Annotated in this window: 10 protein-coding genes; 7 read left to right on the forward strand and 3 right to left on the reverse strand. The window is 52.8% G+C overall.

The window, feature by feature from the left end; genetic code table 11:
• The first annotated feature begins 11 nt into the window (after positions 1 to 11).
• The 7 genes from AC4G46_RS12950 (at position 12) to AC4G46_RS12980 (ending at position 10,744) form a co-directional block, all read left to right on the forward strand.
• Complete coding sequence (locus AC4G46_RS12950) at positions 12 to 710, forward strand: Crp/Fnr family transcriptional regulator (protein WP_491128287.1); 699 nt, start codon at positions 12 to 14, stop codon at positions 708 to 710.
• 282 nt (positions 711 to 992) lie between these two features.
• Positions 993 to 2,690, forward strand: coding sequence for a methyl-accepting chemotaxis protein (locus AC4G46_RS12955; RefSeq protein ID WP_491128288.1), 1,698 nt, complete (start codon positions 993 to 995; stop codon positions 2,688 to 2,690).
• A gap of 484 nt (positions 2,691 to 3,174) precedes the next feature.
• Positions 3,175 to 6,540, forward strand: coding sequence for a CARDB domain-containing protein (locus AC4G46_RS12960; RefSeq protein WP_491128289.1), 3,366 nt, complete (start codon positions 3,175 to 3,177; stop codon positions 6,538 to 6,540).
• Positions 6,541 to 6,669: 129 nt separating this feature from the next.
• Positions 6,670 to 7,611: an AraC family transcriptional regulator gene (locus tag AC4G46_RS12965; RefSeq protein WP_491128290.1), complete on the forward strand. Its 942-nt coding sequence runs from the start codon at positions 6,670 to 6,672 to the stop codon at positions 7,609 to 7,611.
• A gap of 177 nt (positions 7,612 to 7,788) precedes the next feature.
• A complete protein-coding gene (locus tag AC4G46_RS12970; RefSeq protein ID WP_491128291.1) occupies positions 7,789 to 8,664 on the forward strand; it encodes a DMT family transporter in 876 nt (291 codons plus the stop codon).
• Positions 8,665 to 8,783: 119 nt separating this feature from the next.
• Positions 8,784 to 9,704: a cysteine synthase A gene (gene cysK, locus AC4G46_RS12975; protein WP_491128292.1), complete on the forward strand. Its 921-nt coding sequence runs from the start codon at positions 8,784 to 8,786 to the stop codon at positions 9,702 to 9,704.
• Between the two features lie 20 nt (positions 9,705 to 9,724).
• Positions 9,725 to 10,744: a hypothetical protein gene (locus AC4G46_RS12980; RefSeq protein WP_491128293.1), complete on the forward strand. Its 1,020-nt coding sequence runs from the start codon at positions 9,725 to 9,727 to the stop codon at positions 10,742 to 10,744.
• Here the strand turns inward: AC4G46_RS12980 and AC4G46_RS12985 are convergent.
• From AC4G46_RS12985 to AC4G46_RS12995, 3 genes are all read right to left on the reverse strand, one after another.
• Complete coding sequence (locus AC4G46_RS12985; RefSeq protein WP_491128294.1) at positions 10,698 to 11,024, reverse strand: hypothetical protein; 327 nt, start codon at positions 11,022 to 11,024, stop codon at positions 10,698 to 10,700. The two genes, AC4G46_RS12980 and AC4G46_RS12985, sit on opposite strands and share 47 nt — an antisense overlap.
• Before the next feature lie 303 nt (positions 11,025 to 11,327).
• Entirely contained in the window at positions 11,328 to 11,885 is a 558-nt protein-coding gene (locus tag AC4G46_RS12990; RefSeq protein WP_491128295.1) for a VanZ family protein, read from the reverse strand.
• A 49-nt stretch (positions 11,886 to 11,934) separates the two neighbouring features.
• Positions 11,935 to 12,798 carry a M15 family metallopeptidase gene (locus AC4G46_RS12995; protein ID WP_491128296.1) on the reverse strand — a complete coding sequence of 288 codons (864 nt, stop codon included), beginning with the start codon at positions 12,796 to 12,798 and terminating at the stop codon, positions 11,935 to 11,937.
• Between the last annotated feature and the right edge of the window lie 82 nt (positions 12,799 to 12,880).

A 12,880-nucleotide genomic window follows, 5' to 3' on the forward strand; every position in this document is an offset into this window, starting at 1 on the left:
GAGGAAATACAATGCAGTCAATAATGGACCCTGAAGCGGTCCGGCGGCTGGCGGAGAGTAACGGCCTGGATAAAATGTTCAGCCGAGCTGACATTGCCGCGATGGAGCTGCGGCGTTACGGGGACGGTGATGTGATCTGCTCGGTCGGCGACCGGCTGGAGAGCATGTTCATTCTGATGGAGGGCAAGCTGAAAATCCACACGCTGCTGCCTAACGGCAAATCGATGCTGGTGCGCTTCGCCAGGCCGATGTCCGTGATCGGGGATGTAGAGCTGCTAAGGCAGTATCCGGTCAAAAATGAGGTGGTTGCCGTAGGCAGCAGCCTGCTGCTCGTAGCCTCACGCAAGATGCTGCTAAGAGAGCTGGAAGAGAATACGGCCCTGCTGCGTTTTCTGATGGGGGAGCTGAGCCACAAAATGTATACCCTCGGCCAGACCTCGGCGCTGAACCTGCTCTACCCGGTGGAGAACCGGTTTGCCAGCTATCTGATGTCCCTGTTCGAGGAGACCGTCGGGGGCCAGCGGGTTGAGGAGATCCGCACCTCCAGCCTGACGGAGACAGCTGATCTGCTCGGCACAAGCTACCGGCACCTCAACCGGATTGTCCGGCGCTTCATAGATGAAGGGATTATCGAGCGTAAACGGGGCAGGCTGAGCGTGCTGGATCAGACCCGGCTGGCCCAGCTGGCTAACGGGAATTTATATGAATAATGGATGTATGTGAGAAAGGCCGCTGTTCCGGTAATTGACCGGGCAGCGGTCTTTTTTGTGCGGTGAGGCCGGACAGGCGCTTTATACTTTCAGCTAACGTTCAGTTCCGGCTCAGGCTGATTTAAGGCTCATTTAAGGCTGTCAGCGTAGGATGATGGATATAAGGAATATGACACAAAATGAATGACAGGAGGACATGCACTGGGGCAGAACGTGAGCGTACATAGGGATTAAAAAAGAATGATCAGTAACAGACAATACATAACCGGGAGGCAACATTTTATGGTAAAAGGAATCCGGGCAAGAATCCTCATGGGGTTCGCTGCCGTCATACTCGTCTTTATCCTGGCAATCGCCGGCAATACGCTGTTTCAGGGCAAGGCTACAATGCAGACAGACCAGATTAACCGCAACTACAGCAAGCTGACGCTGGTACAGGAGCTGACCGATCAAATCCGCACAGCTGACGGGCTTGCGGCAAGATATGTGATGAGCAACACCGACGATGAGCGTACCAAATATCTGTCGGCGTATGAGGCTAAAATACCGGAAATCACGGCTTCAATTACTGAGCTGAAGAACGCAGGCCTGAACGAAGCGGAGCTGTCCGGAATCAACAATCTGGAGAGTGAATGGAGCAATTATCTGACGGTGCTTAAGAATGCTTTCGCAATGGCTAAGGAAGGGAATTTTCCCGGTGCGCAAAAAGAGTTCACGAATCTCTCACTGGATACCATCATTGATTCACAGCTTGTATTTGAGGATGTACTGCACAAAGAAATAACGGCCGCTCAGAGCCAGGCAGCTTCACACCGCGGTTCAGCTATGGGCATCAGCCTGGGGGTAACCGGCTTGTCGGTACTGCTGGCCGCCCTGATTGCACTGCTGCTGTCCGGACGCATTCTGAAGCCGATCCGTGATGTGAATAATCAGCTGCAGGAAATAGCCGAAGGCAGGGCAGACCTGACCCGTAAGCTGACTGTCCGCAGCAAGGATGAGATCGGACAGCTGGCGCATACCTTCAATCAGATGACAGGAAATCTGGGCAGCATCATCAGCCAGGTGAGCCAGTCTGCGGACAGTCTGGCGGCATCCTCCTCCAGGCTGACTGCGGACAGCGGAATGACGGCGGATGTAACCGAAAAGATCGCCGGAATCATGGGCAGCGTAGCCTCGGGAACAGACAAGCAAATGACGGATCTGCAGACCAATATGACCACGATACTGGAAATGTCCGCTGCAATCCAGCAGATTGCGGCGAGTGTGCAGGATATTTCGGATGCATCGGTCCGGTCAGCCGAATATGCGCAGAGCGGGGATGAGTCGCTGCAGGCGGCGGCCCGCCAGATGGACTCTATTAATGCTTCCATTGATTCGCTTTCCAAGCAGGTGATGGGATTCGTGAACCGTTCGCAGGAGATCGGAAGTCTGGTGGGTGTCATTAAAGGAATTGCCTCACAGACGAACATGCTTGCCCTCAATGCAACGATTGAAGCGGCACGGGCCGGGGAGCAGGGCAGGGGGTTCGCGGTAGTCGCCGACCAGGTCCGCAGGCTCGCCGAGCAGTCGGGGGAATCCGCTAATCTGATTGCCGAGATGGCGGCGGGCATCCAAAAAGATGCGTCCAGTGCAGTTACAACCATGAAGCTCAGCATGAGTGAAGTGAGGGAGGGCACGGGCATTATCGGGAACGCCGGACATGCTTTTGGAGAGATCCGGATTTCCGTTGACTCACTGGCCGGACAGGTGCAGGAGGTCTCCGGCGCTGTCGAGGAGATTACAGCCGCAACGGATGAGATTGTCGAGTCCATCCGCAAGGTGACACAAATCTCGGAGACTACCGCCTCCAGCACACAGCATGTCTCCGCCGCTTCCCAGGAGCAGATGGCATCCGTGGAACAGATTGCTTCCTCTGCCGGCACGCTCAGCACAATGGCCCAGGCGCTGCAGGGGCTGGTGGCCCGGTTCAATGTCGCCTGATACAGCACCGGAGGGGCTCTGCCGATAGGCAGGGTCCCTTCTATTTCTGCTCTTTTGCAGCACGAAGGAACTTCAGGTCTTTAATCAGGCCGATGGTAAAAAAGATGCCGGTCAATAACAGAGAAACGAATGAATTCCTCTCAGGTACGTTAATTTGCACATACTCCGCATAGAATCGGTCATCGACCACTGCTTCTCTATAACTTATATTATTACCATAATTAGTCAGCTGATAGTCTCATGATAAGTTCGGTCTGCCGATCCTGCGATTGCGTTTTTAGTTCTGCATTGATACGCAAGGGACGGGCCGTTCTTTTTGTTGTGTGCCTGCTTAGGCCGGGAGCATAAAAAACCTATTCAGATGATAGAAGCAGCGGACAAGGCAATGGACTTACAGCTGACCCAGGAGGCGATAGGTAAAGAAAAACTTGTAAGCGCATACTTAGGCGGGATAGATTGATAAATCTACAGGAGGTGGCTGAATATGTCTACCGGAACCAAGGCGTATGCTAAAAGGTCAATGCGGATGTATATCCTGATTGTTCTGCTGATTACGGGACAAATGGGGATATTTCCGGCGGTAAGCGCGGCTGCGGGCAATCTGGCACAGGGAGCGGCAACCGCCTTTACAGTAACTGCAGCGGGAGCAGGGAATGTGGATGCTGCACTGAGGTATGCTAACGCCACGGGGAGTGCCAAGACCCTCAGCATTTACGTCAATGGAACAAAAATCAGACAGACGGTGCTCCCTAATCTGGCGAACTGGGATACCTGGGGAGTCAAAAACGAGACATTGACACTGAATGCCGGGACGAACACGATTACCTACAAATATGATCCGTCAGACAGCGGAAATGTGAATCTGGACCAGCTGGTGCTTACAGCCTCAACTAATCCAACGGCAAGTCCTACAGTGGCGCCTACAATTGCTCCAACGCCGGTTCCTACTGTGGCACCAACAGCTGCCCCAACGCCGTCACCGACAGTAGCGCCTACACCTACACCTACTGCAACCGTTACTCCGTCACCGACAGCTTCACCGACTGCAGGCCCCTCTTCAAATCTGGCCATAGGAAAAGCTGTGAACGCCTCATCGTCTGTGTTTACCTTTGTTCCGGCCAATGCCAATGACGGAGATGTGGCCACTTACTGGGAAGGAGCAGGCGGAAGCTATCCGAATACACTCAGCGTGAACCTTGGCGCGAACGCCAATATCACCTCAGTTGTTGTGAAGCTGAATCCGGCCTCTGCCTGGGCAACCCGCACACAAACAATAGAGGTACTGGGCCGTAACCAGAACAATGCGTCATTCTCCACACTTGTTCCATCAGGAACCTATACCTTCAATCCTGCCAGTGGCAATTCAGTGACCATACCGGTTACTTCTACAGCCAGCGAGCTGCAGCTGAAGTTTACGGCCAATACCGGTTCAAGCGCCGGCCAGGTGGCCGAGTTTCAGATCTTCGGAACACCGGCTCCCAATCCGGATCTGACAGTAACAGCACTGTCCTGGAATCCGGCAGCTCCGGTTGAAACGGATAATATTACACTGAGCGCTGTTGTCAAAAACACAGGTACTGCGGCATCTGCCGCGACGAATGTGAACTTCTATTTGGGAACAGCGCTTGCGGGCACTGCTCAGGTGGGTACGCTTGCTTCCGGTGCTTCAAGCACAGTATCGCTGAACATCGGGGTGAAGGATGCAGGAACATATGCAGTAAGCGCCAAGGTTGACGAAGGCAACTCAGTAATCGAGCTCAACGAAGCGAATAACAGCTATACAAGTCCGTCTTCACTGACTGTTGTACCAGTCTCCAGCTCCGATCTGGTTGCCGGAGCGGTCAGCTGGTCACCGGGAAATCCGGCAGGCGGCAATATCGTGACCTTCACCGCGGCGATTAAAAATCAGGGAACAGCCGCATCGGCGGACGGCGCCCACAATATTACGCTGACCCTTACAGATGCGGAGACGAATGCAGTCATTAAGACATTAACCGGCTCCTATAGCGGTATTATCAGCAGCGGCGTCACCACAGCACCGGTTACCCTGGGCACATGGACAGCGGTGAACGGGAAATACAACGTGAAAACGCAGATTGCCATAGACGGAAATGAGCTTGCGGTCAAGCAGGCCAATAACACCGAGACACGCCCGCTGTTTATCGGCCGCGGAGCCAATATGCCGTATGACATGTATGAAGCGGAGGACGGTGTCACCGGCGGCGGAGCAGTCAAGCTGGCGGCAAACCGTAATATTGGCGATCTGGCCGGTGAAGCATCCGGAAGAAGAGCGGTGACGCTCAATACAACCGGCAGCTATGTAGAATTTACAACCAGAGCAAGCACCAACACACTGGTAACCCGGTTCTCGATTCCGGATTCGGCCAGCGGTGACGGTATCAATACAACCTTAAATATTTATGTTAACGGAGTCTTTACCAAGTCGATTAACCTGACCTCCAAATATGCCTGGCTGTACGGCTCCGAGACCAGTCCGGGCAACTCGCCAAGTGCAGGCTCTCCGCGCCATATTTACGATGAGGCCAATATCATGTTTGACAGCACGATCCCGGCCGGTAGCACCATCCGTCTGCAAAAGGATGCTGCCAATACCTCACAGTATGCCATCGACTTCATCAGTCTGGAGCAGGTAGCCCAGATAGCCAATCCTGATCCGGCCAAATATGCAGTACCGGCAGGCTTCACGCACCAGGATGTACAAAATGCCCTGGACAAAGTACGGATGGATACAACCGGCAAACTGGAAGGGGTGTATCTGCCTGCTGGCAATTATGAGACATCTAATAAATTCCAGGTGTATGGCAAAGCTGTTAAGGTAGTCGGTGCCGGCCCATGGTATACCCGGTTTTATGCACCGTCCAGCCAGTCCAATACGGATGTCGGCTTCCGGGCGACGGACTCGGCCAATGGTTCAACCTTCTCCGGCTTCGCCTACTTTGGGAACTACACCTCGCGGATCGACGGTCCGGGCAAAGTATTCGACTTTGCTAACGTCGCTAATATAACGATCGACAACATCTGGACCGAGCATATGGTGTGCATGTACTGGGGGGCAAATACCGATTACATGACCATCCGCAACTCCCGGATCCGCAACACCTTTGCCGACGGCATCAACATGACCAACGGCAGCACCAATAATCTTGTATCCAATAACGAAGCCCGGGCAACCGGGGATGACAGCTTTGCGCTCTTTTCAGCTATTGATGCCGGCGGCTCGGATATGAAGGACAATGTGTATGAGAATCTGACTTCCATTCTGACCTGGCGTGCAGCCGGTGTTGCGGTATACGGAGGTTATGCGAATACCTTCCGTAATATCTATATCGCTGATACACTGTGCTACTCAGGCATTACGATCAGCTCGCTGGACTTCGGCTACCCGATGAACGGTTTTGGCGCTTCGCCGACGACTAACCTGCAGAATATCTCCATTGTCCGGGCGGGCGGGCACTTCTGGGGTTCGCAGACTTTCCCGGCGATATGGGTCTTCTCGGCATCCAAGGTATTCCAGGGCATCCGCGTCAGTGATGTGGATATCATTGATCCGACCTATCATGGCATCATGTTCCAGACCAACTATGCCGGCTCAGCGCCGCAGTTCCCGGTAGCGGACACCATCTTCACCAACATCACCATCTCTGGTGCCCAAAAAAGCGGCGATGCCTTTGATGCCAAATCGGGGGTCGGCATTTGGGCCAACGAATCGGCAGAGCCCGGCCAGGGTCCGGCGGTCGGCTCCGTTGTATTCAATAATTTGAAGATTACCAATACCGTGACTCCGATCAAAAATAACACGTCCACGTTTACAATCACGGTCAATCCGTAAGCTGCTGTACTATACTTTTCCGTTTCCCGGTCTTCCGGGGAGCGGTTTTTTTATATGCAGGGTTACGGGACTGAAAGGTTGATTCGTTTATTGCATAAACCGGAAGTTCCTTGCTATGCTGGAAAATAGATGACAGAAAGTGGGGAATACCAGGTGATCAACGATTACAAGCATCGGATTGAGGCAGTCCTGCAATTTATTGAAGAAAATATCGGTGCGGATATCAAGCTGGACATGCTCGCAGAGGTGTCTAACTTTTCCAAATATCATTTTTCCAGAGTATTTACCGCTATTATACATAAGAGTCCAATGCATTATCTGACAGAAAGACGTTTGCATCATGCCGTTACATATTTAAGTACAACGAACAAAACAATGCTGGATATTTCCTCCCTGTGCGGGTTTAGCTCGCTCTCCAGCTTTAATGCCGCTTTTAAAAAGGCTTATGACACCACCCCAAGCGCAATGCGAAAATCTGTGCAGGAACACAGCAACATTCCGTTAGTCTCCGGCAATAAACCGGCAGCGTTATCCCCTCCTAAACAGTATGATTTGAATAGAACCAGCAATAATTTTATAAGGAGAGTATGGGATATGAATATTGAGCTAAAGGAACTTCCAGGCTATAAGGTGGCTTATGTAAGACATGTCGGCAGCTATCTTGAAACGTATAAGTCGTGGGAAACTCTTGGCGCGTGGGTGCGGGACAGCGGTCTGCCGCCAACGGAAACATTTATCGGCATATCGCTGGATGATCCTGCTGTAACCGACGAGAACTCCTGCAGATATGATGCCTGCATAACGGTACCGGAAGGGTTTCCGGAAGCGGAGGATGCAAACATTGCGTACAGAATCTTGCCCGGCGGGTTGTATGCACTATACAAGTTCTATGACACTATCGACAAGCTGGCTATAGCTTACCATAGCGTGTACGGACAGTGGCTGCCTTCAAGCACCTATGAGCCTGATGACCGCCATGCACTTGAATTTTGTATGAATGATCCCTGCTCAGACCCGGAGGGCAAGGCCAAGGTTGACCTGTATATCCCGATAAAACGGACCCTATCTTAATTCATAGCTTTCCTGTAAAATGTAATGAAATTATTCTTTGGAAAGCGAGTTGATACGTATGATGGCTGCACCACGGTTTGAGCATGATGTACCAGCAGTTCTTCTTCCTTAACGGCAGAAAACTGCAACTCCGTTAAGGACAAACAAGAGCTTGTCTAACAAACGGAGGGTACACAAATGAATAAGACGAAGTTATTTGCATCCTTATATTTATCGCTGGCTGCCAGCATCTGGGGCGGAATGTATGTTGTTGTAAAGCATGTGGTGGACGTTGTGCCGCCGCTCGAAATCGTGTGGATCCGCTATATGATTGCGATTGCAGCACTGCTGATTATCGGTACTGTGACAAAGCAGTCATGGCGTATTGAGAAGCGGGATCTGCTGCTGATTGTTCTGATCGGGCTGATCGGCAACACGGTCTCCATCCTGACCCAGGAAGCGGGCACGATGCTGTCTACTGCACAGATGGGTGCCATCATTACTTCGACAACACCGGCGTTTATGGTGCTGTTTGCCAGGATCATTCTCAAAGAGCGGATTACGCTCAAAAAAGCATTATCAATCGTGCTGGCAACCGCCGGCGTAGGCGTTATCGTAGGGACAGGTAGCATTGACCCGTCGCTGCAGCTTGGGGGTATATCCCTGCTTGTTGCGGCGTTAACCTGGGCGCTCATGTCTGTTCTGATTAAAAAAGTGCCGGGACAGTATTCACAGATTGTTGTTACGTTCTACAGCATCCTCGTTGCCGTTGTTGTGCTTACTCCGTTTACGGTAAGCCGGCTCCCAAGGCTTGATATCCAGGCAATGCTGCACCCGTCGATCTGGGGCGGCCTCCTGTATCTGGGGATTATTTCGACAGCCTGCGGCTTTCTGCTGTGGAACCGCGGACTGCAGATGCTGAATGCTTCAAGCGGCGGATTGTTTTTCTTTCTGCAGCCGATCGTCGGCACACTGCTGGGATGGCTGCTGCTTGGTGAACAGATCGGTTTGTCTTTTTGGACAGGCACTGCATTCATTTTTATAGGCGTATTATTGGTTGTCCGGGAGAAATGAGCAAACCGGAAGTGTAGCGCTTAAACAAACGGCGGCGGTCAAGGACTTGTTGATTACAGGTCCTTGGCCGCCGTTCATTGTATAATGTATATCAGGAAGGATAAGGGGAGGACGCAAGTATGACAACAAAAGTAGTAAACAATATCGCCGAATTGATCGGGGACACACCTGCTGTGCGGCTGAACCGGCTGACCGGTCCGGAGGATGCCGAGGTATATGTAAAGCTGGAGATGTTCAACCCCAGCGGCAGTGTAAAAGACCGTGCGGCCTATAATCTGATTCTGCAGGCGGAGCTGGACGGACGGCTGCAGCCCGGCGGAACGATCATCGAGCCGACCAGCGGCAATACCGGCATTGGCCTTGCGATGAATGCCGCTGCAAAAGGCTATAAAGCGATTCTGGTCATGCCGGATAACATGACGAAGGAACGGATCAATATCCTTAAGGCTTACGGCGCCGAAGTGGTGCTGACACCGGCAGCAGAGCGGATGCCGGGCGCAATTGCCAAGGCGCTGGAGCTGGGGGCAGCCATTCCGGGCAGCTTCATCCCGCAGCAGTTCGAGAATGCTGCGAACCCGGATATTCACCGCACGACGACCGCTCCTGAAATACTGGAGCAGATGGAGGGGCGGCTTGATGTGTTTGTCGCCACCTCGGGAACGGGAGGGACGATTACCGGAACCGGCGAGGTCCTGCGCCGGGAGCTGCCCGGCATCCGGATTGTCGTAGTGGAGCCGCACGGCTCGCCCGTGCTGTCCGGCGGCCAGCCCGGACCGCATAAGCTGGTCGGCACAAGCCCCGGCTTCATCCCGGCCATTCTTAATACTGGCGTATATGACGAGATTGTTCAGGTAGAGGATGATGCTGCACTGGAAACGGTCCGGCTGCTGGCAAGCAGGGAAGGGATCCTGATCGGTCCTTCCGGCGGCGCAGCGGTCTGGACCGCACTGCAGGAAGCCCGCCGGCTCGGCCCCGGCAAGCGGGTGCTGTGTATTGCGCCGGATACGGGGGAACGCTATCTGAGTATGGGCATATTCTAACTCTCTGAGGAGGGAAAGGAATGAAGCAGTATATGAGAGCATACCGTCGCATCGAGATATTCAGCAGGTCCCTTAGATTGAGGCAGGCTGCTGTATTGCCGTTTGTCTTGGCTGTTTCGCTGAGCCTGGCGGGCTGCACTGGATCTGGGCAAGACCGGAACGCTAATCAGGGAGATGGGAGTCCGGTTGCGTCAGCAACTGCTGCTGCAAGTGCCGGAGCCTCTACGGCAACGCAAACGCCCGGCCCAGCGGCAACGCCCGTCCTTGCGGCGGTGCTTGATCCGGCTGCGCTGCAGCCGGTATTCGGTTTTGCCGGGGAAGCCGGCAAGCAAATTCTGGTAACCCGGGAGAACAATGACCGGGAAGAGCAGATGCAGGCTCTGAATACCGCCATCGGCAGCGGCGGCCAAGTACTCACGGTAAGGTTCGAGCAGTGGCAGGAGGGGAATGACCAGAGCAACGGCCGGGAGCTGGCAGTTAATCTGCCCAACTTGTCCGGCTATGTGTTCAAGGTGGTGGGCGGAGCGGCAAAGCCGGATGAAACCTATTATCTGGCTGATTCCTCAGCCTTTGATCAAGCTGCTCTGGTAACAGTGGAGCCTGCACCAGCAGAGGCTGAACAGCTGCCTGAAGCTGATGCGGTTCGCAAGAGCATTGCAGAAGCCAAGCAAAGAGAGATCATGTCTGCCTGGAAGCTGGCCTCCTTGCCGCCGGGCCGGGAGCTGTATCTCGTCCAGTTCGTCAGACAGAACCAGGATATGCTGTTCAGTCTGGTGTTGGAGGAGGACGGTAAGCTCAGCTTCATGGATTATCCGGCCGAGATTACCGACAACGAGTATTCTGTCTGGCGTGTCGATGACGGCGGTGAAGTCATTCCGCAGATGTTCTCGCTGCTGTTTGCGGCCAGGACAGCAGACGGACTGCTGCTTGGCATCAACTGGCTCGGGGCGGAAGGAATCAACAGCTCCTTTCTGGCGCAGAGCGGAGAAAGCTTCAAGGAGCTGGATATTCAATACAGCCGCTATACCTCACCGATGTAGATGGAGGGTACAGGCGGGCTCCAGTATCAACCGCAGCCCTGGCAAAACCAGTAGTACTAGTACTACCAACAAAATCAGTAAAAACAGCAATACTCGAAACACCTGTAACACCATCATTACTTGCTAAACCAGTAAAACCAGTAAAACCAGTAAAATTAGCAACACCAGCAGTACTCGCAACACCAACACCAGCAACACCGGCACAAGTAACACCAACACCAGCAACTGCCCACCAGACGCCCCAAGTATTAGTTGGATTTTCGGCACCTAAATTCAACATTTCTCATCTTTCTCGTCCGTTAGGTGGAAAAACGCCACTTATTTCAGCCTCAAACCCGGTTTTAGTTCAGGAGGAGTGCAATTAAGTGTCTTTTTTCCAACTAAGCGTTCCGTTCCAACGTTTTCTCGAGAATTAGGTGCCGAATTTCCACTTAGTCAGATCAGCGGCAGCTTGCAAATTAGGTTAGTTCATCAACAAACTTGTTCAGCGACTCCCTGTATCATTACTCGAGCAATAGCCCAAAGCCCATGGGCACATACACCGGCGCTGACAGCCGACATTAGTTACTTGCCCGCCGTTACTCTACTGTGACGGACGGGCTTTTCGGCCTGCCTTCCCTAGCCTGAACAGGCAATAGCCGAGCACGCCGCCCAAAGTATTCAGGAGCAGATCATCGACATCGAATGTTCCGATTGAAAACAGCCCCTGTGCGCATTCAAGCACAGCGCTGAGCCCGAAGGAGCGTAACATTACCCCGAACCAGGTGATTTGCCGGTTGGAGGACAGCAGGGCCATAAAAATGCCGAACGGGATAAACAACGCGATATTCCCGGTCAGGTTCACCAGCTTGGTTACAGTAACCGGATCAAACGTATTGTAGACCGTCTCCAGCGGAGTGAAATTACCCAGCCGCAGCTGACGCACTATGGTGTCCGGGCTGCGCTGCAGCTGGTGCCACAAAAACCGGAAATCGATCGGACTGAACTTGAACAATATGATTTTGAAGAGCACATAAATATAGACGGCAAATAAGGCCTGCAGTCCGGCTGAACGGAGTTTGGCAAAAGAGGCAGAAGAAGTCTGCGCTGTGCTTTTCACAGGGGCAGTCTTTTTTTCATGCATAACTCTGGTCTGATTCATGGGATAATGCTCCTTTCTGAGATGAGGGTTGCTGCTGAGCTAAGGAATATTATGGATGCGCCGTTACGATTACTCCATCCATGTTGTTGCCGGATATATCATATTGCTGCCCGGCAGGTATGGGGATAAAGGTGCTGCTGCCGGTAACAGGATAATAGGAGATGTGGTAGATGATCCCCTTCACTTTCAGCGTAACCGATTGCTGCTCTTTCAGATAATCAAGGTACTCCTCAAGGGTGTAATGCTTGTCGCGCATAATAATGCTATGGGGCAAGCCGACATAGCGGAAATGCCAGGGCTCATACTGGATGCCGGTGATGTCCGACTTGTCCTTGGGATAACGGAGGATGAAGCCATAATCCCAGGCGTTGGCCTCAAGCCAGCGTCCTTCAGGTGCGCGGCTCATCTCCATCTGCGAGGACCCGATGTCCAGGGACAGGCCAAGGTTATGCTCGCTGTGGCCGGGAGGGAGGGCGTAACCTTGGCCTTTTTCCTCATAGAGCTGTTTCTGTTTGTCCGTATCACGGTAGCCGCTGCTGATCAGAAACTGGCTGACCCCGTCCCCGCCTGCTGCTTCAACCATCCTGGAGAACTGCGTGGCTACTGTTTTGGATAATTGGGTGCTGTTATCAAGCAGCGCGTAACCGGCAGTCAACTCCCCGTGCTCTGCCAGGCTAATGATGTCAGACGTTATCCCCTCTGGGTGCACCGCATAATCCTTGTTCACCAGCAGAAGATTGCCCTGATAGATCCGGCTTGCGGAAATAGCGGTCAGATCCGAGCTTTTACCTTCCCCGTTCATGACCTGCACCATCTGCAGTCCGTCTGCCGGACTTTGATCACCTTTAGGCTGATGTAAGGCCTCCCATCCCAGCAATGCAATTATAACCGCACAAAAAAACCGTTTCTTCATTCCGGCATCCTCCTAATCCTGATAACTCAAGAATAGAGCTGACCGTTTAAAAAGAAGCGGGGTAAAAATAAACTTTTTCTTA

The organism is Paenibacillus sp. fava2 (assembly GCF_058313675.1).